Consider the following 23979-nt stretch of genomic DNA (forward strand, 5'->3'; position numbering starts at 1 on the left):
GAAATGGGAAAATAATGGGGATAAGAATAGGGCCAGTGTACCCAGTAAAAAAGCCACTGTCCCTGTCCCCGTGAAAACAAGGAGATAATGAAAAGATGCAGGCATATTTATTTGTACATTTTAGAGAGAAGACAACGCCGGATGGAGAGCAGGTCTATTTTGGCGTAAGCAAGGATGGCTTTAACTGGGAAGAGGTAAACGGCGGTGCGCCAGTGCTTTGGGCTTATTATGGTGATAAGGGAGTGCGTGATTTTACTGTAGTGCGCTGCAAAAATCCACAGACTGGAAAGGAAAAATTTGTTATTCTGGCAACAGATTTAAGCTTGTCTTATGGAATGCGCGGACAGTATCATCATTCGTGGGATGAGATCGGTCGTAACGGAAGTAAAAGCCTTGCAATATGGGAGTCAGATGATCTTGTAAACTGGACGGAGCAGCGTCTTGCAAAGATTGGAGACGAACAGTTTGGCTGTTTGTGGGCACCAGATGTTATTTATGATAAAAAGGCAGAAGATTATGTTGTGCACTGGTCTTCTTCTCATGCAAGAAATAATTACGGTGAAAAAGCAATTTTTTATAGCCGCACAAAGGATTTTAAAGAATTTTCAAAGCCGGAAATTTTATATGAGTGGAAAGAACATGATATAATAGATTCCGCACTTTATGAGGAAGATGGAAGCTACTATCTGTTTGTTAAGTGTGGTCAAAATCCAGCGCGTATACTGTTGCTTCGTTCAGATGAAATCACTGGACCATATACGAGAATTGAAGCGTTTGATAAGAGTATGGAGACCATCGAGGAAGGCAAATATGAGGCAGCAACAGCTGTTAAGTTAGAGGATGGCAGATGGTGTCTTTTCTTAGATTACTATGGCGTGCCGGGTGCAGGACAAGGGTATGTGCCATTTGTCGCAGATAGTTTAGCAAGTGGAAACTTCATAAAAAGTGATGCCGCATTTTCGTTCCCATATGGTTTTAAACACGGAACCATTCTTAAAATTTCCATGGAGGAGTATCAGCGTATTAAAGACCATGACTGGTCAGATAAGGGCTGGCAGTAAGCAGTACAATGAGTAACAAGAGAGCATTCAGCAAGGGGATGTATGACAGCATCCCCATTGCACTTGCCTATTTCGCAGTTGCATTTTCACTTGGAATTATGGCAAGAAAAGCAGGACTAACCCCGTTTCAGGGTTTTCTATCAAGTATGCTCAACCATGCATCAGCAGGTGAGTATGCAGAATTTACTGTAATAGAGGCAGGTGCGCCTTACATTGAGATGGCACTCGTCATCCTTATAACAAACGCAAGATATCTTTTGATGAGCTGTGCATTAAGTCAGCGTTTTGCACCAGATGCACCGCTTATCCACCGTGTATTAGTCGGATTTGGCATTACCGATGAGATCTTTGGAATCTCCATTGCAAGACCTGGAAATGTGAATCCTTTTTATACTTATGGAGCAATGGCGCTCGCACTGCCGGCATGGTCATCTGCAACGGCAATAGGAATTGTTGCAGGAAATATCCTGCCGGCTTCTGCCGTAAGTGCGCTTAGTGTTGCATTGTATGGCATGTTTTTAGCAATTGTCATTCCGCCTACAAAGAAAAACAAGGTTTTAGGCGGTGTTGTTTTGATTAGTTTTGTATTCAGTGGCCTGTTTACATGGCTTCCAGTTACAAAAACTTTGTCTGCAAGTATGAGAACTATAATCTTGACAATTGTAATCGCAGGAGCAGCCGCAGTATTGTTTCCAGTGAAGGACGAAACGCAGGAAGGAGATAAAAACGATGCAGCATAATATTTATCTGTATATCATGGTGTCTGCGCTTGTATCCTTTGCCGTGCGCGCGGTGCCGCTTACACTGATCCGAAAGAAAATTGAAAATCCATTTTTAAAGTCATTTTTATTCTATGTACCGTATGTAACGTTATCTGTCATGACTTTTCCAGCGATTGTAGAAACGACTGCTGTGCCGATTGCAGGAGTACTGGCACTTATAGCAGGAATCATTGCTGCTAGAAAGGGTGTAAGTATGTTTCTAGTGGCAGTAATATGCTGCGTGATTGTGTTTGCGGCAGAGATGTTAATTTGAGAACCCCCTCTTTATTGAACCAGAAAGTTCAGTGAAGAGGGAATTTTTGTATGTATAGTTGTAAATTTAGTCTGGGTAGCCAATCTACAATAAAGATATAGTTAGTAAATAAAAACAAATAACTAAATAAAAACAGAGATAGAAACTATATAATAACAATATGATACGAATTTAAAATGAAAAGATACAAAAAACACAACAAAAGTCAGAAAAATACAATTGAATTTTTGTGCATGTGCGACATATAATAAAACTATCAAAATCAATGCTGAATTGCACAGTAAATTAAAACTGATGTCGGGCCCAAATTCAAAGCATGAGAATAGGAGGACTGGAAATTTATGAAGAGTAGAAGTTTAGCAGCGCTATCAGTATCAGTCGTTTTTGCAATTAGTGGAATACCAGCATATGCAGGCGAAGCTGAGGCAGATCCGTTTGGAAAATATGAAGAGACCCTAGATGTACATTTCGTGAGAGCAACTGATGATACAATTGAAACCTATGCATTGGGAAATCTTCCTGGACAGACATTAGAGGACAATTTTTGGCTTGATACTTATCGTGATGAGTTGGGAATTAATGTTGTATATGATTGGATTGTAAAAGGTGATGATGAATATAGCCAGAAAATCAATATCACAATTGCAACAGGTGAGTTGCCAGATATTATGTCGGTTACGGCAACACAGATGGTACAGTTAGCAGAGGCAGATTTGATTGCAGATATATCGGATGTATATGAAGCATATGCAGCAGATTTTACAAAGGAAACATTGACACAGGAAGGCGATGATCCGTTTTTAGCAGCATCAATTGATGGAAAAATGTATGGTCTTCCAGTGACAGGTGGATCAGTTGATTCTGTGGATTTGATGTGGATTCGTCAGGACTGGCTAGACAAGTTTGATCTTGAAATTCCGCAGACAATGGATGAACTGTTAACCGTTATTGATAAATTTACAAATGAAGATCCAGACGGTGATGGTGAGAACAATACCTATGGAATCGGTGTTGCAGGTTCTCCAAATGTATTTGGCGGTGGTTATGGTGGATTGAAGGGATTCTTCAATGCATATGGTGCATATCCAACGATCTGGGTAGAGAAAGATGGACAGCTTGTTTATGGAGCAACACAGCCAGAGTGTAAGGAAGCACTTGCGACTTTGGCAGATTTGTATCAGAAGGGTATGATTGATCCTGAGTTTGGTGTTATGGATTCTGGTAAGGCAGGTGAGGCTGGAGCATCAGGAAAATGTGGATTAACATTTGGTCAGCAGTGGCTGTCACTCGTACAGTTCCAGACAAATTATAATCTGGACAATGATGCAGTATGGTCGGCGTGCCCAATTCCGACTGCTGGAGATGAAAAGGCATCAGCTCAGGCGGATCTTGGAACCACGAGATGGCTTGTTGTTAGAAAGGATTTCGAGCATCCAGAGGCATTAATTAAAATGGCAAATTTGTTTATTGAAAAATGTTGGGGTGAGACAGGAGATAATTCTGTTTATTATGCACCGCCAGTAGCTGAGGGTGTATGGAAATTATCACCAGTACAATGCTCTATGCCATTAAAGAACATTTATGCATACAGAGATATTCAAGAAGCAATGGCAAATGATACAACAGATCAGCTTACGGGTGAAGCAAAATCTATTTGGGATAAGCTTGAGCGTTATTATTCAGGAAGTGAAGATGGAAAGTCTGTATGGGGCTGGGAGCGAATTTATGGACCGGCACCAAGCTCTTACGCATCCATTGACGAGATGCAGTCAGATGGAAGAATTCTGATTAATCGTTTTGTAGGCGCGCCGACAGAGACTATGACTGAAAAGATGTCTACACTTGAGAAGATGCGCGATGAGATGTTTAACAAGATTATCATTGGTGAGGCATCTGTGGATGAATTTGATAAGTTTGTGGAAGACTTCAATTCTCTTGGTGGAGAGCAGATCACTAACGAAGTAAATGAGTGGTATGCGTCTGTTCAGTAATCGTTTTTTAAAGATGGTATTAGGTTATATGATTTTATAAAGAGGGAAGGGGCAGGCGATGGCTTGCCCTTTTTCAGAAAGAGGATTTGTATGGAAAAGATGAGACAGAAAAAGAAAACAAATTTGAGAAAAGAGCTGCCATTTCATCTAATGCTGCTCCCAGGTGTGATATTTACGATTATTTTTTGTTATGTCCCCATGGTTGGAATGAAGATTGCGTTTCAGAAGTTTATTCCGGCAAAAGGATTTTTTGGTGATCAAAAATGGATTGGATTTGATAATTTCACGTATTTAATAAATATGCCAGGAGCAATGGCGGCGTTAAGAAATACAATTGTAATCGCACTGTGGAAAATTGTGTTAAATCTTGTAATACCAGTACTAGTTGCACTTATGCTAAATGAAGTAAAATCAAATAAATTTAGAAGATCTGTTCAGACTGCAATTTATCTTCCGTATTTTTTATCTTGGGTTATCTTTGCGGGGGTGTTAATTGATATTTTATCACCTTCAAGTGGTATGATTGGACGTATTTTGAATATGTTTGGAATTCAAGCACCGTTTTTCTTGGGAAGTAACAAGTATTTTCAGCAAACTATCATATGGACAGATGTATGGAAAAATTTTGGATACGGAACGATTGTGTATCTGGCGGCAATCACTGGTATTGATATGAGCTTGTATGAGGCAGCAACAATGGATGGGGCAGGGCGACTTCAGAAAATGTGGCACGTGACGCTTCCAGGAATTCGCATGATTGTAATTCTGATGACCGTACTTTCGCTTGGAAATGTGCTAAATGCAGGATTTGATCAAATACAGAATTTAATAAGTCCTCAAGTATATGCGACTGGAGATATTCTGGATACGTTTATTTATCGTATTGCTATGTTGGATGCACAGTTTGGTCCGGCTACGGCAATGAGTATGTTTAAATCAGTAGTATCATGCTTTTTTATTTCGGTATCTTATTATATCGCGTACAAGTTTTTTGATTATCGTATTTTTTAGAGAGAGGAGCAATGAATATGACAGGTAAAAATAAAAATCGTATCAAAAGTTCATGGAGATCAAAGCTTTTTTCTCTGATTAATGGAATTGTTTTGACATTGTTGGCTTTACTATGTATACTTCCATTAGTGAATGTACTGGCAATTTCGTTAAGTAGTAATACAGCTGTTACTGCAGGAAAAGTTATGTTTTTACCAGTGGATTTTACTTTAAAATCATATGAATACGTAGCAAAAAGAGAAGCGTTTTGGAGAGCAATGGGTATTACACTGGAGAGGTGTCTATTGGGTGTAGCGTTAAATGTGCTTTTGTGTATCATGACGGCATATCCACTGTCAAAGAAAAATTCGAGATTTCATAGCCGTACAGCGTATACATGGTTTTTCTTTCTGACAATGTTAATTAACGGTGGCTTAATTCCGAATTTTATGACTGTAAAAAGTCTGAATCTTTTAGGAACTATATGGGCATTAGTATTGCCTGGAGCAGTTCCAGTCTTTAGCGTTGTACTTATGCTTAATTTCTTTAGGGCGCTTCCAGATGAGTTAGAGGAAGCTGCAATTGTCGATGGTGCGAATCAATGGCAGATCATGATGAAAATTTATGTGCCACTGTCAAAAGCATCAATTGCAACGATTTTTCTATTTGCGCTTGTGTATCACTGGAATGCATGGTTTGACGGAATTATTTATATGAATAAACCAGAGCAGTATCCACTTCAAAGTTATTTGAATACTATTCTTGTGGATACACAGTCGACGACTAGTGGAGCACTGGATTGGCAGACGATGTCGCTTGTCTCCGACCGTACAGTAAAATGTGCGCAGATTTTCCTTTCAACGCTTCCAATTATTGCTGCATATCCGTATCTTCAGAAATATTTTGTAAAAGGAATGGTACTTGGATCAGTAAAGGGATAAGGAATAAATGAATGAAAAAACCAGTAAAGGGAAATGCGTTTCATAAGTTGAATATTGCGGTCTTGATTACATGTGTTGCTTTTTTGTGTACTGGGCTGTGCATTAACAAATATTATAAAACAGTTCTGGAAGAACGGCTTATGGAAGATATTGATGTGAGAGTAGTAAAATGGAAGGACAGCTTTGACAGACAGCTAGATAATCTTCAAATGGCACAGAGCAACCTGCTTTATAGTCAGGGTGTTGCCAAGATAAATATGTACTGGGATTATCGCTCGTCATATGAACGCATGACAGATTGTGTGAACTTGTCAGATAAGCTTAAAGAAATTCGTATTTTATACACACTAATTGACAAGGTTGGTATTTATTTTCCACAGCACCATAAGGTTGTAAGTGGAAATGCGCCGATTCTTGAGTCTTATGAGGTAGATGAATTTTATGATAACAGGCAGTGTTTGTTATCAGATTCAGGGGATCTTTTGCTAACAACATATTATCCATTAGCGATAAGTGGAAAAGAAAACAAGTGTGTATATTATATTCGTTCTGTTATAACTGCTTCGCGTTTAAAAACATTTCTTGAGCAGAACATTCAAATTGATGAAACTGGTTTTGCTGCGGTAGCAGATCAATATGGTAGATTAGTGGCTGTGTATCGGGACAAAACGACACCGCAGGAAGAAAATTGGGAAAATCAAATCAGCTATGAATTAACTGAGGCATTGAAGTATAATGATAATGTAGATGAGTTACGAATAAAATCGGATATTATGATAAGTGGCTCTTACAGTAAAAAATCAGGGCTTTGGATTTTATATGGATATCCTAAGAATGTGATTCAAGATCCATTGAAGAAAACTGTTGTGATGGACGTTATTATGATACTGCTGGTTCTGATACTGTATTTTGCATTCCGATCTTATGCAACGCATATCATTGCGCACCCACTAAATCGAATTATGGAAGCGATGGCAAAACAAAAAATGCCGCCTTTATTGAACATGAATGAAAATGATGAGTTTGCGCAGATTTACGAACAATATAATCAAATGATTATGGATACAAACAGGCTGATGAAAGAAAAGATGGATGCGGAGTATCAGAGTAAGCTTTCACAGCTTCGTCAGCTGCAGTACCAGATCCAGCCACATTTCCTTTATAATAGTTTGTTTACGATATCGAGAATGGCACAACTTGATGATAATGATGAGATTGCTGAGTATGCGAAGCATCTTGGAAAGTATTATCAGTATATTACAAAGTCTAGTGACAGAGAAGTGACGTTTAATCAGGAATTAGAGCAGGTAAAAGATTACCTGTATATTCAGAATATTCGCTTTGAGGATAGGATTGAAATTATTATGGATGAGATACCAGAGTCAATCATGCAAATAAAAATCGCACCTATGATTTTACAGCCTTTGGCTGAGAATGCATATCAGCATGGCCTGAAAAATATAGCATCAGGCGGAATCATACACATATCAGCTGGATATGAAAACGGATATTTATGGTTTCAAGTGGAGGATAATGGAGATGGAATTTCACCGAAGCAGCTTTCTGAACTTAAGCAACGCTTGGAAAGGGGAGAAATAAATAAAGAAGAGATTCACGGATTAACGAACGTTCAGGCAAGAATTTCGCTATTATACGGATCAGAAAGCGGCTTGACTGTAAATGATGGGACTGAAGGCGGATTTTGTGTAAAACTGAGGATTGCTGTTCCAGAAAATGGATAAAAGATTGATAGAAAGGTAGGGTACTTTTTATGTATAATCTGCTTATTGTTGACGATGAGCCATTGATTTTAGAATCATTGTATCAGATGATCAGTAAAAAACGAGATCGGCAGTTTATGGTATTTAAGGCTGGTTCTGCATTGGAATCTTTAAAAATCTTCAGAGAACATAGGATTGATCTGCTTATGACAGATATTTGTCTTCCAGAGACCAATGGACTGAAATTGCGTGATAAGATTCAAGAAAATTGGCCAGAATGTTTTACGATATTTTTAACTGGTCAGGAGGAATTTGAATATGCGAAAGAGGCGGTAGATGCACATACTGTTTCTTTTGTGCTTAAGGTAGAAGGAGATGAAGCGATATTAGCAGCTATTGATAAAGGTTATAAAAAGATAGAAGCGTATTATAATGAGAAAAGTCGTGTAGTACGGCTGAATCAACAGTTAAATAGTGCGCTTCCACTAGTGAAAAGCGGCTGTGTACGAAAAATCGTGCATGGTGAAATTACCTCAAAAAATGTAGATGCCATAACGAATGCGTTGGCATTTGGAAGTACACAATTTGATTTTAAGGAGAAATTTTTAATTGTAGTTTGTTGGGTAAATGGTTCTTCTGATCAACGGCTGTTTATTGAAAATATCATTGATATTTTGGAAGAAAGTTTAAGGGGAGCATTTCGAACTATTAGCTCTGTCACGGATGAAAACTGCATTATTTTGGCACAATCAGAGGAAAATGACGCAGATAGGCTGCGCGGTTTTTTAGAAATTGGTTTGAATATATGTGACAAAAGCTATGGAATTATTCCTGATGTGTATGTTTATGGAGAAAAAATTGGACTTGAAGCAGCAGATAAGGCATACATGCTTTTAAATTGCAGGCATCTGGAGATTGATGGGGAAACGCATGCGGTAACAATGTATATGCCAAATAATCAGTTTAGTGGGATTTTATGGAGAAAGACTGATAGTGGGTATCATGTGGCAGAACTGGCAGCAAATCAGATGTCGGAGAGTTTAGCGGCTGGAAATGAGGAAGCGTACATAAAGGCATATGGTGAATTAAAAGAAAATTGTGGTCAACTGTCTGTGTTAGAAGAACATGCTCTTTTTTGTACCCTTAGCAGTCAACTGTTAAATGCGATTGCTAACTTTTTGCCACAGGATAACCAGTCGTTTGATGAGATTGATGCACAAAAACTGAGCAATTTTCGAATCTATGCAGATTTTTCCAAGGCAATAAAGGAAATTTATGAGATGGCTCATGTGTATTTCCAAGCGAGGAGATCATTGCATATGGATTCACGAAGCCGAATTGTACATGTTGTAAATTCTTATATAAAAGAGAATTTATCAAAGGATTTGTCAATGGTTGTGTTAGGAGATTATGTTGGACTTAATCCAGCCTATTTGTCAAGAATTTATAAAGAGACAGCAGGACAGTCAATCAATAGTTATATTAGTGATCAGCGAACTGTATTAGCAAAGAAACTATTAAAAGACCCAACAATAAAAATACAGAAAATTGCTGAGATGACAGGAATGAGAACAGCATCATACTTTACTCATTATTTTAAGAAATATGTGGGAATTAGTCCACAGGAATATCGAAATCAGTAAGGATGATGGATACTGAAAAGTGGGAAAATAATTGAAAGGCAGGGCAGAAATATGAAGTTAGAAATGAAAGAAACAGCGACCGAATTTTTGTTTTTTGTTAATAATGAGCCTGCAGCAAGGATAAAAAAGCAAACAGATCGGTTTGATTCATTTGTGTTTCACGAAGGTGATGTAGTAGAGTGGACTTGTAAAACTGCTAAAGAAACAGATCATATGTGTATGGAATTGGAGGATTGTTTTGAGGCAAAACATATTGTGGTACCGGCTGTTTCCTATGACCAGAATCCGTGGGGAAAGGATCATGAATACAAAGGTCTTGAGAAGGATGGAATTCCTTATAGTTTTGCTTATCATAGAACAGCAGTGCCAGGAGCTACTGTAAGCAAAGGCAATCGGGTAAGTCTGGCAGTATGCTCGTCAGATACTGCATCTGGCAGCATGTTTATACAGAATAAAAAAGCAGTGCATCGTCTAATTTGGCCAGAAACGGAGAGTCCACAATATTTGATGGCGGACTGTTTTATGCCAGAATACATAGGTAAAATCAAGCCAAGATGTGAATTTAAGGGATGGATTTTCTTCAGTGATCAGTGTGATGCAGATGAAAAAATGATGTTATATATTTGGAAACAAAATATAAAAAGACTACATCCAAAACAAAGTGCTCAGACAATTTGGGACTGGTCTGTGGAATATGCGAAAAAACTGTATACACATGATGGTGAAATTAATGCTTTTAATATTGGTTTTCGTTGGGATGGAAATGAATGGGTAAAACGGGAAGAGATGAAATATGAGATCGGATGGTGTGGTCAGAATGCATCTCTTGCGGTTTCTTTTTTATATGATTATCAGATGAATGGAAATAAGGATTCATTGAAAAAAGGTCTGGCCGTTTTGGATTGGTGGACCCAAAAAGCACGTAGTAAAGAGGGACTGCTTTTGACCAGATATGATCCGGAAGATAGTTTAATTGATGCTTGCAATTTGGGAACTGCAGGTTGCCAACTGATAGAAGCATATGAACAGTGTGAACGAATTGGTGTCAGAAGAACGCAATATCTGACAGCAGCTCTTGAAATCTGCGATTTTGCGATGGCACATCAGCGACTGGATGGTGGAATTGCAATGAGCTGGAATCGTGACGGTTCGGTCCATACACTAGAAGGAACAGCAGGCGCATTTCTTATTTTGCCACTTGTAAAGGCTTTTGAAAAAACACATAAAGAAAAATATAACATAGCTGCTGTGAGAGCATATTCATATTATTTTAGAGAATTTAAAAATTGTGGATATGGCACATCTGGTGCATTGGATACGTGTTGCATTGACAAGGAATCAGTAATACCTTTGTTGAAAGGTGGAATTATGCTATATGAAGCCACGGGATTTGAGCGCTATCTGAAAATGGCACAGAAGGCAGCATGGTATTTATCAACATGGCAGTGGCATCAGAGTGTTGTATATCCGAGTGATTCTATTCTTGGAAAGATGGGTTATGACACATTTGGTGGAACAGCAGTTTCAACCTCGCATCATCATATTGATCCATTTGCATTGTGTTATGTGGAGGATTTAAAAAAGCTTGCAATATTTACTAAGAATACACAGTGGGAGAGCAGAGCGTTTGCAATCTGGTACAATGCATCTCAAGGAATTTCTGATGGTACGTTGATGATCGGTGAGACTGGTGTGCGTCCAAGAGGAAGCTGTGATGAAGGAATTTTACATACGAGATGGGGAAACAATGGTAATTATTTTGGTGTAAGTCAATGGCTAGTTGCATGGCCGTGCGCGTTTCGTTTGGAAGTGTTAAGAAAATTGGATAATTGGAATTGGCTTAATGGGGAAGAACAGGAGGCTTGGTTATGATACGATATATGAAAAAAGGACAGGATATATTATTTTTTTCTGGTGAGATACAGATTGCAAGGTTAATAGGATGCAGTGATGCAGAGGATACATTAACAATACTTGAAGATGGAATTTTTGAGTGGAGGCGTCAGTGTAAGCCAGTCAAGAAAATGTGCATGGAATTGGAAACTTGTTATTCAAGTGAATTTTATTTGATTCCAGGAATTAATTATAATGGAAATGGATTTGGTACATTTTGCGAGTATGAAGGAGATCGATATAATGGAGTACCATGGGTATATGGCTGGCACCGCGCAGCTATTCCAGCGATGACAATGTCACAGGATGAAAAAATAAGTGTATCACTTATTGGAAAAGCAAATGATGGAGAATCCTGTAGTCTGTTTTACAAAAAAAATTCTAAGCAAATGGTACATCGTATTTTATGGCCAGAAGAAGAGTCACCCAAACAGCTTCGTTTGTATCGGTATGCAGATGCATTCCAGACAAAGATGGAGCCAAGAACGGAATTTTGCGTATGGATTGTTTTTGAGGAGCATCCACAGCAAAGAGCCGGATATCATCGTGTACTTGACTTTTCATGGAAACAAAATTATGCGATATCAAAAAATCCACTTTCATTAGCAGAGGTATGGTCATACGGAATTGATTATGCAAAATCGCTTTATACAGAAGAAGCCGATGGCTTTTGCGGATTTAACATCGGATTGGCATGGGAAAATGAAAACTGGGAAAAGCGTAGATATAATAAATATGAAATTGGGTGGTGTGGACAGAATGCATTATTGGCAAATGAATTACTATGCGAAGCAATTAAACATCCGGAAGATATGGAAGCTCGTCGTATGGGATTTGCCGTATTGGATTCGTGGATAAAATATGCATCTCTTCCTATTGGTGTTGTCCACAGCTATTATGATCCAGGACAAGTGCGCTACCTGGAGGCATGTAATCTTGGAACAGCAGGAGTTGAATTTTTTGATGCATATGATTTATCTGTAAAGCTAAAAGAAGAACGAAAATTATATCTGGATGCTGCATTTGCAATTTGCGACTTTGCGGTTCGTGTCCAGAAAGAAAGCGGGGCATTTGCAAAGTGTTGGCATGAAGACGGAAGTGTGGCAATTGAAGAAGGGTCAGTTGGAGCATTTCTTGCACTTCCGTTAGTGGAAGGCTATCGAAGAAGCAAAAATCAGGTCTATTTAAAGGCAGCGAAAAAAGCACTACGCTGGTATGGAAAAGAATTGACTGAGCAGGGCTTTACGACAGCAGGAGCACTTGATATTTTCTCAATTGATAAGGAATCAGCAATTCCACTGTTAAAAGGTGCAGTAAGTATGTATCGTGAAGATAAATCAGAGGAATGGCTAGTACTTGCTGAAAATGCTGCGTGGTACCTTTCAACATGGCAGTATTCCTGTACCGAAAAATTTTCTAAAGAAACAACACTTGGAAAAACTGGATATGATTCATTTGGTGGTACTCTTGTATCGACTGTGCATGAAGGAATGGATTCATTTGCATTATCTTATGTGCCAGAGTTATATGAGTTGGGAGAACAAACTGGTCAGACAAGATGGATTGAAAGGGCAAAAGCAATATGGAGAAATGGCTGCCAGCATGTATCAGATGGAACGATGATTATAGATGGCCATGTAAGACCAAAGGGAAGTCAGGATGAAAGTTTTGAATTGTCACGCCAATCGGTAATGGGAAGTGCGTCAAACTGGCTAGTTGCATGGCCTGGAGCTTTTCGAATGGATATCGTAAGAAAAGTTGGTGCGAAAATTGAGTAAATAGAAGAGGATGCGAAATATGGGAAGAATATTTTATTTGGATGCTGCTAATGGAAATGATAAAAATAATGGAATTACGCCAGACGAAGCGTTAAAAAGTCTTGAAGCTGCAAATCGGATTGTGTTTGGAGAAGGAGACAAACTGCTTTTGAAATGTGGATGTGTGTGGAAGGGAATGCTTTGCCTTCATGGAGATGGAGATCGTTTTAATTTTGCGCAGGTGGGTGTTTATGGGGACGGAGAAGCACCTTTGATTGATGGAAATGGTGCATATGCAGCAATATTACTGGATGGAGTGAGCTATTGGAAAGTAAAGGGACTTCGTATTTGTAACCATAGCAGCGAAAGACGTGTGCGTCAGGGAATTTGCATTAGTGCAAAGCCAGAGGGAATTACAGCAGGAATCGAAATTTCAGATTGTGAAATCTTTGAGGTAGACGGTGAAAATCGACGGGCAATGCCAGCATACCAGAGCATGTATTGGAATGGGGCTGTGTATGTTACCTTTCCAGGTCGTACATCAGCTCAAGATCATCTTCATGACATCGTTATTAGTAATAACTACATTCACGATGTTAGAACAAGTGGTATACGTGTAAATCAGCAGGAAGATTTTATAAATGATATTCATCATACACATGTAGTTGTGCGTGGAAATAGGATTGAACGAACTGGATCAGATGGAGTTATTGTGGCAAATTGCATATCACCGCTGATTGATAGTAATGTTTGTTTTGATGCAGGAGCACTTGGTACACTTGAAGATACCCAGCTGATAGCTGGTATCTGGGTTTGCGCGACACGGGATGCGCTTATTCAGCGAAATGAAGTGGCACGAACCAGAATGTTTGAAAATGATGGAACAGCATTTGATACGGATTGGGGAACTGCGGGGACTACAGTATTTCAGTATAACTATTCGCATGACAATGAAGGTGGATTTTGGCTGGACTGTATGAAGCTTAATCACAATAGAGACTGTGAAAAGACCATTCTGCGCTACAATATCAGTATGAGAGATGGAAGAGGCATTGCCGTATATGATCAGGGAATTTTAGCAGAATGGTATGGAAATCTGTTTTATAATGAAAATCCGATACAAATTTGCTGCTTTGATGAAGGAGAAAATTTTCATTTTGCTAATAATGTATTCTGTGTTCCTAAAGAGACAGAGTGGCAGAAAGCACGATATGAAGATAATATTGTGAATGATGAGAAGTGGAGGGAACTGTTGCAGGATGAAATAAGAAATTCGAATTGGAGAGACGTCGTAATGGAAAAGCTTTGCAAATTAGTTGGCGTAAAAAGATAGTTTTGTAATTGTCAATGCTGCCGCTTCATTCCATTTGTGATATGTTAATCATGCCATATGAAATAAGATAAGGTTTTGTCAAAACTGGGAGTCAAAATAATTTGCTTGAAATACATGCTATAGTTCGTTATAATATAGAGCGCAAAAGAATATGTGATGCAGAAAAATCTGCAGTTAGGAGTTTTATGAGAAAGTATCAGAAGATGCAGGCAATTATTATGTGTGGAGCACTTGTGGCGTCAAGTACATCTGTATTGGCAGCAAAAGAGGCAAGCAGCGAAGCTAAGTCTGAATCAGCGACAGAAGCAGTATCTGAGGCAGGCGAATCTGAGGAGTCTGGCGAGGTTAGCTATCCGCTTACATTAACCGGAACAGACGGCACTGAAATTACAATTAATGAGGAGCCTGAAAAGATTGTATCCATGGGACCCAATATGACAGAGATTCTGTATGCAATCGGTGCAGGTGATAAATTAGTCGGAAGAACCGATTACTGCGATTATCCGGCAGCAGTCAGCGAGGTTGAGTCTGTTGGCAGTATTTCAAATGCAGATATTGAGAAAATTTTAAGCCTGGAGCCAGATCTGGTTCTTGCCTCTACTCATTTTTCAGATGATGCAGTAAAGCAGCTTGATGATGCTGGTGTTCCTGTTTTGTATCTCTATGATGAGGGCGATATGGAAGGCGTTTATGATATGATCAGCTTGGTGGGCGAGGCTGTAAACTGTGAAGAAGCAGCAGAAAAGACCGTTGATGAAATGCAAACAAAGATGGACTATGTTTCTGATCGTCTGGCAAATGTTGATGAGAATCCGACAGTTTATTATGTAGTTGGATACGGTGAGTACGGCGATTATACAGCTGGAGGAGATACTTTCGTAAATGGTATTCTGACAGCGGCAGGCGGTGACAACATTGCATCAGATGTGGAGGGATGGTCATATTCCACAGAGACACTTCTGGAGAAGGATCCGCAGTATGTTATCTTAAATGCTTATAATGAGGAAGGTTTCTGCACAACAGATCCGTATACTGAGCTGAGTGCAGTAAAGAATGGTTTTGTAGAGACTATTGATACTAACATGCTTGATCGTCAGGGACCGAGAAATGCAGATGCTGTTGTAGAGTTAGCACAGATGCTTCATCCAGAGTGCTTCCCATCAGAGACTGAGTATCCGGTTAATGTAAAAAGTGGTGTTGTAGAGTACAATATCGAATCTTGCCCAGAGAGCGTTTACGCTGCAAGCGAGGAAGTTTTCGATCTGTTAAAGGAAATCGGTGTAGTTAGTGAGGATGCCGAGTATGAACAAAAAAGTGTTGAGGACGTTGTTTTAGAGGCTCCGGCAGTTGTTGTTGCAGATGCAGAGTATTCTGCTGAGGAAAAGGCAAAGTTTGACGATGCCAATATTCCTGTTATCTATGTTGATGCAGAAGATGATGAGACTGTAATCACACTTGGTCAGATATTTAACTGTAACGCAAAGGCCGATGAGGTTGCTTACGTAAAGGCAGCATTAGAAAAGTAATGGAAAAGAAAAAAACATATTTGTATATTTATGTTTGCATGGCAGCTCTTCTTTTTGTGGGAGCTGCCATTTCCCTAAGTGTTGGATCTGCAGAGATTGGCATAATAGGGAGCATTAAGCTTGCGCTGTCTGGTATTCCAGGAATAGGCCAATTTGTGGATATATCAGCGTATAGCACGATGCAGCGCTATATAATTTTGCAGGTTCGCCTGCCTCGAGTTTTGCTTGCCGCGCTTGTTGGTGCAGGACTTTCGGCAGCGGGAGGCGTGTTTCAGGGGATTTTTCAAAATCCGCTTGCTGATCCGCATATTTTAGGTGTATCATCAGGTGCCGCACTTGGCGCAACGATTGCTATTCTTTTTGGTGTACAGGTGAGTGTTTTGGGGATTGGAACTATTGGTGTGTGTGCTTTTATTGGTGCAATTTTAACAATTATGCTAGTATATTTGATTGGAGGCATGAAAAAGGGAGCAAATACAATAGGTATCCTTCTTACAGGAACGGCAATCAGTACACTTTTTTCAGCTGTGATGTCACTTCTTATGTCCCTTAATCATGATAAGATCGAACAAGTCTATCTGTGGACAATGGGAAGCTTTTCATCTGCAGTGTGGGTGAAGGTTTGTTATGTTGCTATCTGTGAAATGATTTGCCTTTGTGTCTGCATTGTCTTGTCAAAGGATCTGAATTTGATGGCGATGGGTGAGGAGACGGCACAGAGTCTTGGTATCGAGACAGCGCGTATACGCCGAATTTTGATTTTAGTAGTATCGGTGATGGTTGCCGCATGTGTTTCCGTCAGCGGTGTGATTGGTTTTGTCGGACTAGTGATTCCTCATATTGTACGATTTTTGCTTGGTGATGATTATCGAAGAATTTTGCCTGGGGCGATTCTTGGAGGCGGATTTTTCTTGATGATTTGCGATACGTTAGCGCGCACAGTGACTGCACCGGGAGAACTGCCAGTTGGTGTGCTGACAGCAATTGTCGGGTCACCATATCTGATTCTGCTAATTAAGAAGAAGTTGGCGTGAGAAATTTATAACGTTTATGATTTACAACTCAGATTAGCGGCGAGCCGCTTTCGTAGAATACCCTCGTGAACAGCGTAAAATCAAAAAAGGAGAAAACAATCGTGAGTCGACAAGGAAATAAAAAAGAATCGGTATCGGGAATGGATTTGCTCAAATCAGTAGATATTGTAAGCAATCATCTGACCTGGACACCAGAGGGGATGGATCATCCAATTTTAAAAGATATCACGCTTACTCTTGAGCCAGGTCACATCTATGGAATTATTGGGCCAAACGGAGCCGGGAAATCGAGCTTTCTGCGTCATGTACTCGCATTTTTAAAAACAGAGAGTAAAGAAAGCATGAAAATTGGTGATGTGCCGGCTGACGATTATCCGCGAAAAAAGCTTGCAAGACTGCTCTCATTTGTGCCGCAGAAGACAGATATTGAGACAGACTTTACGGCAGAGGAGATCGTGATGACAGGACGTACACCATATCAGGGACGATTTGAGGGAACCTCAATCGGTGATAAAGAAGCAGTTTATCGCGCTTTTTCGCTCACAAAAGCAGATAAGCTTAAGGATAAAAAATTTGCTATCTTAAGCGGCGGCGAAAAACAAAAGATTGTGATTGCACGCGCGGTAGCACAAACCACACCTTGGATGCTTCTTGATGAACCGATTGCAAGCCTTGACATTAAAAACCAGATTGAAATCATGCAGACGCTTTCGGAATTAAACAGACAGGAAGGCGTATCTGTGCTTATGGTGCTTCATGATATCAATCTGGCTGGAATTTATTGTGATCGTCTGATTATGCTAAAAGACGGGCAGGTAATTGCAGCAGGAAATACAAATGAATGTCTATGTGAAGAAAATTTAAAGAAACTTTATGATATATCATTTTTTCATATGGATACAAAAAAAGGACATCGATATTATTACGCTGAAATATAAATGATACCAGGGTCAAGAGTTCAAAAAACCTCTTGCAAGCAAGCTTGCATCGGCTTTCTGACCTTTTGACCCTGGTATCATATAAATAGTTAAAATAAAAGCTCACGATGAAAATCGTGGGCTTTTGCTATATGGTGGAACCATGTAAAAAGTATTTGCTATAGGAAACACTTATAACGAAACATAAAATCAACGTATTAACACTTCCTTTCAGAATTTGCTATACTTTCAACCAACAGAAAAGAAAATAAACATAAAACAATGTTAAACTTTTCTGTTCAGAAAAGAGCAGGAGGAGACGGCTTCATGATTGAGTTTCAAAACGTAAGCAAAATCTTTAAAACAAAAGAGTGTGAAGTAAAAGCACTTGAAAATGTAAGTCTGACAATAGAGGATGGCGATATATATGGAATTATTGGTTTCTCAGGAGCCGGCAAATCTACTTTGATTCGAACAATCAATGCACTTGAGGTTCCGACATCAGGAAAGGTTTTAGTGGATGGAGAAGATATAAATGCACTGAAACAATCAAAGCTTCGTCAAAAGAGGAAAAAAATAGGAATGATCTTTCAGCAATTTAATCTTCTTGAAACAAAAACAGTGTATGAAAATATAGCATTGCCGCTTGTTTTAAATCACGTTCCGAAGGATCAGATAAAAAAGAAGGTACAGGAAGTTTTAGAATATGTCGAGCTTACGGAAAAGAAAGACGTGTATCCATCTAAGCTTTCTGGAGGCCAGAAGCAAAGAGTAGGAATAGCAAGAGCCTTGGCAACAGATCCATCTATTTTGCTTAGCGATGAATCAACTAGTGCACTTGATCCCAAAACGACAAAAGCGATCCTTAAGCTGTTAAAAAGAATCAATAAGGAACTTGGCATTACGATTGTGCTGATCACACATGAGATGAACGTTATCCAAAGCATTTGTCATCATGTAGCTGTGATGGAGAGTGGAAGAGTTGTCGAGAAAGGAAATGTGCTTGATGTATTCAGTGAACCACAGCAGGAGATCACAAAGAATTTTGTAAAAACGGTAATTAATGACAGTGTTCCAGAACTTTTGATAGAAAGTATACGTTCTGAGAAAAAGAATAATAAGCTTTTGAAGTTAAAGTTTCTTGACAGTGACAGTACAGAATCTGTGTTATCTGGTGTAAATAAGAAATTTGATGTAGAAACAAATATTTTATTTGCCAATATCAGTGAAATACAGGAACGAGTCTTAGGAATCATTATTGTACAGATCATTGGTGTAAAGAATGAAATTGAAGGAGCACAAAAGTATTTTTCAGAGCACGGCGTTGGTTATAAAGAGATTTATATATAAAAAAGACGAAAAGGAGAAAAATATGGCACTTGAAGAATTTCTTGGAATATCAAATGATAAGCTGTTAACATCATTTGCAGAGACATTATACATGGTTGGAATAGCTTTAATTATTGCAACAATTGTCGCATTTGTTCTGGCAATCGTGCTGATCTTTACAAGAAAGGGCGGGTTATATCAGAATGTAGTGATTTATAATATCATCAATGTGATAATTAATATTGTGAGAAGTACACCATTTGTTGTTCTTCTGGTTGCAATTATGCCAGTTACAAAGTTTTTAATAGGAACGAGAATTGGAGCAACAGCAGCAATTGTACCTCTTACAGTAAACGCGATACCGCTTTTGACACGCTTATTTGAAAATTCCCTTCTCGATACAGGAAATGGCATTTTAGAAGCTGCACTGGCAATGGGGGCAACACCGCTGCAGCTTGTTACAAAATTTATTTTGCCTGAGTCACTTGGATCTGTTATTCTTTCACTTACAACTGGTATTGTTGGATTGATTGGTGCAAGTGCAATGGCAGGATATGTAGGAGGCGGTGGTATCGGAGCGCTTGTTCTTAATTATGGTTACAACCGCTTTAACTTTACACTTATGTATTCACTTGTAGTTGTACTTATTATTATTACACAGTGCATACAAAGCCTTGGAAATTTCTTCGCAGGAAAGGCTCGCAGAAAATAAGACAGATAAAAGGAGAAAATGATTATGAAAAAGTTTAAAAAAGGTGTATTGGCAATTGGAGTATTAGCAGCAGCGGCAGTAATTGCAGCAGGCTGCGGAAAAAAAGATGCAAAGACAACAAATGAAACAAAAAAAGAAAGCGCAGCAGAGTCAGCTGTTACAGAAAAAAAGAAATTAACATATGCGAAAGGAACAGGACCATATACAGAGCTTTTTGAGCAGCATGTAATGCCAATTCTTGAAAAGCAGGGCTATACATTTGAGGCAACTGAGCTGACACTTCAGTATGCAGATGAAGCGATTGCAGATGGTGATGTAGATTTCTCTGTTGAACAGCACATTGCATATATGGATGCATTCAATAAAAATTATAATTCCAATTTGGTGGCACTGACACCAATTCCTACAGTTCCGGCATCTATTTTTTCTGAAACACACAGCTCACTTGATGAGGTTGCTGATGGTATGAAGGTTGCAGTTCCGCAGGATGAGGGAAACATGGCAAGAGCATTTGTAATGCTTCAGGATATTGGATGGATTAAATTAAAGGAAGGCACAGACTATGCGACTGCAAGCTCTGAGGACGTTGCAGAAAATCCATATAATCTGGAGTTTTTGGATGTAAGTACCAGCATCATAGCAACTACACTTTCTGATTATGATTATGGTATCATCACTGGAAGCATTGTCTATAATGCAGGAATTGATCCGTCGACTGCATTGTTTAGCGAAAACTTGTCCGAGAATTTCTGGCTGCAGGTTGTAGTAAAGGATGAAGATAAGGATACGCAGTGGGCAAAGGATATTGTAGCAGCATATCAGTCCGATGAATTTACAGATTGGCTTAAGGCAAACAACGAGAGTGAATATAAGAATCTCTGGGCAATTCCGGAATATTAAAAAAGGGAGACTTGCATTATGGATAAGATCGAAGAAAAAATCATAAAAATCATAGATGACAATAAAGAAAAACTGATTGCGTTTGCAAGAGATATCTACACACATGCAGAGCTTGGATATAAGGAATTTAGAACTGCATCAAAGTTTTCGGATGAGCTTAAGGCGCTTGGGTTAGAGACGAAGGAAGGTCTTGCAGTAACTGGCGTAAAGGGCTATCTGAATCAGGACAAAAAAGAAAATGTGAGTCTGGCATTAATCGGAGAGCTTGATGCACTTCGCATTCCAGAGCATAAATATGCAAACGCACAGACACAGGGAGCTCATTGCTGTGGTCATCACAGTCAGCTTGCCGGTGTGGTAGGAGCAGCAATTGCACTGGCAGATCATGAAGTGGCATCATCATTAGACGGTCAGGTTGTATTTTTTGCAGTTCCGGCAGAGGAATATGGTGAAATTGAGTTTAAAAATCAGTTAAAGAATGAAGGAAAAATACGTTATGGCGGTGGAAAATGTGAGCTGATAAGAATCGGTGCTTTCGATGATATTGATTTGAATCTGGCTCATCATACAACAATAGGAAATGAAGTTGTGATAAGAAAAGGCAGCGGAAATGGCTTTGTAAGCAAGGTGATTCGCTATAAGGGAAAGGCTGCTCACGCAGCAGGAAGTCCTCATCTTGGCGTAAATGCATTAAATGCAGCAGCGCTTGGTCTTACAGCACTTCAATATCAAAGAGAAACATTTCAGGATAAGGATACAGTGAGAGTTCATCCGATTATGACAAAGGGCGGTGATCTTGTCAATGTAATTCCAAATGAGGCCATTATTGAGACACTTGTAAGAGCAAATAATACAAAGGCAATTCTTGATGCATCAGAGAAAACTGATCGTGCATTTTTGGCAGGTGCAGTTGCAGTGGGGGCTAAGGTTGAAATTGAGACTATGCCTGGATATCTGCCAACAATTCCAGTTGATGCACCAGAGGAACTGGTTGAGGCGGCAAAGCTTGCAGCAGGTGACAAGTATAATGTGAATGTAGTTGATGCGACAAGCACACCGAGCGGCGGTTCAACAGATGTAGGAGATGTACAGCATCTTCAGCCAGTATTTACCTTTAACACAGGCGGTGCAGTAGGAAGCGGTCTTCATAGTGTTGATTTTGATGTGAATGATGAGGAACTTGCCTATATTGTTACGGCAAAAATATTTGCACTTACAGCCTATAGATTGTTAAAGGGCGGTGCTGTAGCTGCAAAAAAGCTTGTGGATGACTACAAACCTATATTTACAAAACAGGAATATATTGACTTTATGGAATCTATGATAAGCAAAAAGACCGGCGGTGCACCGGTCTTCGAGGAAGAATAATATAGAAGCTTATCTAGCCAGCCAGCCGCCATCAACAGCAAGTGTAAAACCATTTACGTAAGATGAAGCATCGCTGGCAAGAAAAACAGCAGCCCCCATTAAATCATCGGAGGTTCCCCAGCGTCCCGCCGGAATGCGGCAAAGAATAGCATCATTCCTGTCACTGTCCTGACGAAGTGCAGTCGTGTTGTTTGTCGCCATGTAGCCCGGCGCGATTGCGTTTACATTAATATTAAGAGAAGCCCATTCATTTGCAAGCGCCTTGGTGAGACCCATCACGGCGCTTTTGCTTGCTGTGTAGGAAGGAACGCGGATGCCGCCCTGAAAGCTTAACATAGAAGCAATATTGATAATTTTACCACCGCCCTGTGGGATGAAGAACTCATTCGTCATGGCCTGAGACAGGAAAAAGACAAGCTTTTCATTTAAATTGGTGACAAGATCCCAGTTTGCTTCTGTGACATTTACGGCATCCTCGCGGTGAATGATTCCAGCATTGTTTACAAGAATATCAACGCGGCCTGTCAGTTTTTTGCAGGCATTTGCAACTGTCTTTGATGCATCTGGTGCAGAAAGATCTGTAAGTACTTCAAAGAAAGTACCGCCAACAGCCTCCACCTTTGCAGCAGTCTCGGCGCAGCTTCTTCGTGCAACTCCGATGACTGTTGCTCCGGCTTCGGCAAAGGCTACACAAAAGCCCTGTCCTAATCCAGTGTTTGCGCCAGTAACAACAGCAACTTTTCCATTCAAACGAAACAAATCTAAAATCATATCTTTTTTTCCTTTCCTTTTTGTATTTTTGATTGTTATTACTATATTGCTTTTTAAAAGGAAAATATAGTATAATAAGCTCAAGAAATAGCATAATCGGAGCTAAATGAAGGAGGAACGAAAATTACATGGAGCAAAAAACGGTAGTGGATACAAGTCTTCGTGAGCTTCGCCGTCACGGAAGTGACGATTTTCCAATTGGAATTTACAGGGATGACTTTTCAGAGTTTGAGCATGGACAAATTGCATGGCACTGGCATGATGAGATTCAGTTTGATTACATTATAAAAGGAACGATTCTCGTGCAGGTAGGAACTAGCGAATTTTTGTTAAAACCAGGGGAGAGTATTTTTATTAATACGGGAATGCTTCACCGCCTTGTTCCAGTAGATGAAAAAAGACGTGAATTGATAAATAGCGAGTCAGACACTCATGTGATTGATTCCTTTGTCTGTTCATGGAAATTAGCAGAATCTGATCGGCTTTCGCGTGCATATAGGGAGTGCGTGGCACCGCTGCTTTTGGCAAAGACTGACGGACTTGTACTAAGCAAAGAAGAATCACAGCTTTTAAGAAAAATGGCAGAGCAGTACAGAAAAAAAGAAACTGGATATGAAATGGCGGTGAAAGGCTGCCTCTGTCTCTTGTGGGCAAGTCTCGTAGAGAAGGGAATAAGCGCGGCGCGGCAGATACAGCCAAAAGAGGAACGAGACTTGGCACGAATTAAGGATGCAATGACATATATGCAGCAAAATTTTTCATGCAAAGTCAGCCTTGAAGATGTAGCACAGGTGGTTGCTATAAGCAAAAGTGAGCTGTGCCGCTGCTTTAGGCGTGTCTTAAAGGTCAGCCCAATGGAATATCTGATTCAGTTTCGCCTAGAGGAAGCTAGTCGTCAGCTGTTATCAACTGATAAAAGCGTGACTCAGATCGCGCTTGAGACCGGATTTGACAGTCCGTCACATTTAGGACGTTTCTTTTTAAAAGAATTTGGATGCACGCCCAGACAGTACCGAGGGAGAAAACGTTAATATAGCTCTGAGGTGTATGGCTTGTA

20 protein-coding genes are annotated in these 23979 nt (G+C 39.6%); 19 read left to right on the forward strand and 1 reads right to left on the reverse strand.

The features are described 5' to 3' along the window. Positions 1-95 precede the first annotated feature (95 nt). From WJP93_RS08765 to WJP93_RS08850, 18 genes are all read left to right on the forward strand, one after another. The gene (locus tag WJP93_RS08765) at positions 96-1061 is read left to right on the forward strand and encodes a glycoside hydrolase family 43 protein (RefSeq protein WP_337547821.1); all 966 of its coding nucleotides are present in this window, start codon (positions 96-98) and stop codon (positions 1059-1061) included. Between the two features lie 8 nt (positions 1062-1069). Further along, entirely contained in the window at positions 1070-1801 is a 732-nt protein-coding gene (locus WJP93_RS08770) for an AzlC family ABC transporter permease (RefSeq protein ID WP_227102269.1), read from the forward strand. Then, a complete protein-coding gene (locus WJP93_RS08775) occupies positions 1791-2096 on the forward strand; it encodes an AzlD domain-containing protein (protein WP_118615162.1) in 306 nt (101 codons plus the stop codon). Before WJP93_RS08770 ends, WJP93_RS08775 begins: the two co-directional genes overlap by 11 nt. A gap of 341 nt (positions 2097-2437) precedes the next feature. Beyond that, entirely contained in the window at positions 2438-4087 is a 1650-nt protein-coding gene (locus WJP93_RS08780) for an extracellular solute-binding protein (RefSeq protein WP_118615159.1), read from the forward strand. A 90-nt stretch (positions 4088-4177) separates the two neighbouring features. Next, entirely contained in the window at positions 4178-5098 is a 921-nt protein-coding gene (locus WJP93_RS08785; protein ID WP_118615156.1) for an ABC transporter permease subunit, read from the forward strand. Positions 5099-5115: 17 nt separating this feature from the next. Continuing rightward, a complete protein-coding gene (locus WJP93_RS08790) occupies positions 5116-6018 on the forward strand; it encodes a carbohydrate ABC transporter permease (protein WP_066558192.1) in 903 nt (300 codons plus the stop codon). An 11-nt stretch (positions 6019-6029) separates the two neighbouring features. Beyond that, on the forward strand, positions 6030-7760 hold the full coding sequence (locus WJP93_RS08795; RefSeq protein ID WP_337547825.1) for a sensor histidine kinase: 1731 nt from the start codon (positions 6030-6032) through the stop codon (positions 7758-7760). A gap of 29 nt (positions 7761-7789) precedes the next feature. Further along, positions 7790-9382, forward strand: coding sequence for a response regulator (locus WJP93_RS08800; RefSeq protein WP_337547827.1), 1593 nt, complete (start codon positions 7790-7792; stop codon positions 9380-9382). A gap of 51 nt (positions 9383-9433) precedes the next feature. Beyond that, positions 9434-11254 carry a hypothetical protein gene (locus tag WJP93_RS08805; RefSeq protein WP_337547829.1) on the forward strand — a complete coding sequence of 607 codons (1821 nt, stop codon included), beginning with the start codon at positions 9434-9436 and terminating at the stop codon, positions 11252-11254. Beyond that, positions 11251-13053 carry a hypothetical protein gene (locus tag WJP93_RS08810; RefSeq protein WP_262538303.1) on the forward strand — a complete coding sequence of 601 codons (1803 nt, stop codon included), beginning with the start codon at positions 11251-11253 and terminating at the stop codon, positions 13051-13053. Before WJP93_RS08805 ends, WJP93_RS08810 begins: the two co-directional genes overlap by 4 nt. A 19-nt stretch (positions 13054-13072) precedes the next feature. Beyond that, positions 13073-14365 carry a right-handed parallel beta-helix repeat-containing protein gene (locus WJP93_RS08815; RefSeq protein WP_337547831.1) on the forward strand — a complete coding sequence of 431 codons (1293 nt, stop codon included), beginning with the start codon at positions 13073-13075 and terminating at the stop codon, positions 14363-14365. 185 nt (positions 14366-14550) lie between these two features. Continuing rightward, positions 14551-15891 carry an ABC transporter substrate-binding protein gene (locus WJP93_RS08820; RefSeq protein WP_227102528.1) on the forward strand — a complete coding sequence of 447 codons (1341 nt, stop codon included), beginning with the start codon at positions 14551-14553 and terminating at the stop codon, positions 15889-15891. Next, entirely contained in the window at positions 15891-16925 is a 1035-nt protein-coding gene (locus WJP93_RS08825) for an iron ABC transporter permease (protein ID WP_337547833.1), read from the forward strand. The genes WJP93_RS08820 and WJP93_RS08825 overlap by 1 nt, the downstream gene beginning before the upstream one ends. A 101-nt stretch (positions 16926-17026) precedes the next feature. Next, positions 17027-17863 carry an ABC transporter ATP-binding protein gene (locus WJP93_RS08830; protein ID WP_337547835.1) on the forward strand — a complete coding sequence of 279 codons (837 nt, stop codon included), beginning with the start codon at positions 17027-17029 and terminating at the stop codon, positions 17861-17863. Between the two features lie 306 nt (positions 17864-18169). Continuing rightward, positions 18170-19192 (forward strand): ATP-binding cassette domain-containing protein, encoded by a 1023-nt coding sequence (locus WJP93_RS08835; RefSeq protein WP_337547837.1) that lies wholly within the window; start codon positions 18170-18172, stop codon positions 19190-19192. 22 nt (positions 19193-19214) lie between these two features. Next, on the forward strand, positions 19215-19883 hold the full coding sequence (locus WJP93_RS08840) for a methionine ABC transporter permease (RefSeq protein ID WP_262538294.1): 669 nt from the start codon (positions 19215-19217) through the stop codon (positions 19881-19883). Positions 19884-19907: 24 nt separating this feature from the next. Beyond that, positions 19908-20783, forward strand: a complete 876-nt coding sequence (locus tag WJP93_RS08845; RefSeq protein ID WP_262538293.1) for a MetQ/NlpA family ABC transporter substrate-binding protein — start codon at positions 19908-19910, stop codon at positions 20781-20783. An 18-nt stretch (positions 20784-20801) separates the two neighbouring features. Next, entirely contained in the window at positions 20802-22151 is a 1350-nt protein-coding gene (locus tag WJP93_RS08850; protein WP_262538291.1) for an amidohydrolase, read from the forward strand. A 9-nt stretch (positions 22152-22160) separates the two neighbouring features. Here the strand turns inward: WJP93_RS08850 and kduD are convergent, their stop codons facing one another. After that, complete coding sequence (gene kduD / locus WJP93_RS08855) at positions 22161-22922, reverse strand: 2-dehydro-3-deoxy-D-gluconate 5-dehydrogenase KduD (RefSeq protein ID WP_227102512.1); 762 nt, start codon at positions 22920-22922, stop codon at positions 22161-22163. 128 nt (positions 22923-23050) lie between these two features. Here kduD and WJP93_RS08860 point away from each other — a divergent pair, with 128 nt between their 5' ends. After that, positions 23051-23953: an AraC family transcriptional regulator gene (locus WJP93_RS08860; RefSeq protein WP_337547839.1), complete on the forward strand. Its 903-nt coding sequence runs from the start codon at positions 23051-23053 to the stop codon at positions 23951-23953. Positions 23954-23979 lie beyond the last annotated feature (26 nt).

The organism is Anthropogastromicrobium sp., from assembly GCF_037349415.1.
Classification (GTDB): Bacteria; Bacillota; Clostridia; order Lachnospirales; family Lachnospiraceae; genus Anthropogastromicrobium; species Anthropogastromicrobium aceti.

What these genes read in the sequence shown, in the direction of transcription:
- WJP93_RS08825 (WP_337547833.1), top strand. Translation starts at nt 15,891, where the DNA reads ATGGAAAAGAAAAAAACATATTTGTATATTTATGTTTGCATGGCAGCT.
- kduD (WP_227102512.1), bottom strand. Translation starts at nt 22,922, where the DNA reads ATGATTTTAGATTTGTTTCGTTTGAATGGAAAAGTTGCTGTTGTTACT.
- WJP93_RS08780 (WP_118615159.1), top strand. Translation starts at nt 2,438, where the DNA reads ATGAAGAGTAGAAGTTTAGCAGCGCTATCAGTATCAGTCGTTTTTGCA.
- WJP93_RS08850 (WP_262538291.1), top strand. Translation starts at nt 20,802, where the DNA reads ATGGATAAGATCGAAGAAAAAATCATAAAAATCATAGATGACAATAAA.
- WJP93_RS08770 (WP_227102269.1), top strand. Translation starts at nt 1,070, where the DNA reads ATGAGTAACAAGAGAGCATTCAGCAAGGGGATGTATGACAGCATCCCC.
- WJP93_RS08785 (WP_118615156.1), top strand. Translation starts at nt 4,178, where the DNA reads ATGGAAAAGATGAGACAGAAAAAGAAAACAAATTTGAGAAAAGAGCTG.
- WJP93_RS08805 (WP_337547829.1), top strand. Translation starts at nt 9,434, where the DNA reads ATGAAGTTAGAAATGAAAGAAACAGCGACCGAATTTTTGTTTTTTGTT.
- WJP93_RS08815 (WP_337547831.1), top strand. Translation starts at nt 13,073, where the DNA reads ATGGGAAGAATATTTTATTTGGATGCTGCTAATGGAAATGATAAAAAT.
- WJP93_RS08845 (WP_262538293.1), top strand. Translation starts at nt 19,908, where the DNA reads ATGAAAAAGTTTAAAAAAGGTGTATTGGCAATTGGAGTATTAGCAGCA.
- WJP93_RS08860 (WP_337547839.1), top strand. Translation starts at nt 23,051, where the DNA reads ATGGAGCAAAAAACGGTAGTGGATACAAGTCTTCGTGAGCTTCGCCGT.
- WJP93_RS08820 (WP_227102528.1), top strand. Translation starts at nt 14,551, where the DNA reads ATGAGAAAGTATCAGAAGATGCAGGCAATTATTATGTGTGGAGCACTT.
- WJP93_RS08840 (WP_262538294.1), top strand. Translation starts at nt 19,215, where the DNA reads ATGGCACTTGAAGAATTTCTTGGAATATCAAATGATAAGCTGTTAACA.
- WJP93_RS08790 (WP_066558192.1), top strand. Translation starts at nt 5,116, where the DNA reads ATGACAGGTAAAAATAAAAATCGTATCAAAAGTTCATGGAGATCAAAG.
- WJP93_RS08775 (WP_118615162.1), top strand. Translation starts at nt 1,791, where the DNA reads ATGCAGCATAATATTTATCTGTATATCATGGTGTCTGCGCTTGTATCC.
- WJP93_RS08810 (WP_262538303.1), top strand. Translation starts at nt 11,251, where the DNA reads ATGATACGATATATGAAAAAAGGACAGGATATATTATTTTTTTCTGGT.
- WJP93_RS08765 (WP_337547821.1), top strand. Translation starts at nt 96, where the DNA reads ATGCAGGCATATTTATTTGTACATTTTAGAGAGAAGACAACGCCGGAT.
- WJP93_RS08835 (WP_337547837.1), top strand. Translation starts at nt 18,170, where the DNA reads ATGATTGAGTTTCAAAACGTAAGCAAAATCTTTAAAACAAAAGAGTGT.
- WJP93_RS08795 (WP_337547825.1), top strand. Translation starts at nt 6,030, where the DNA reads ATGAAAAAACCAGTAAAGGGAAATGCGTTTCATAAGTTGAATATTGCG.
- WJP93_RS08800 (WP_337547827.1), top strand. Translation starts at nt 7,790, where the DNA reads ATGTATAATCTGCTTATTGTTGACGATGAGCCATTGATTTTAGAATCA.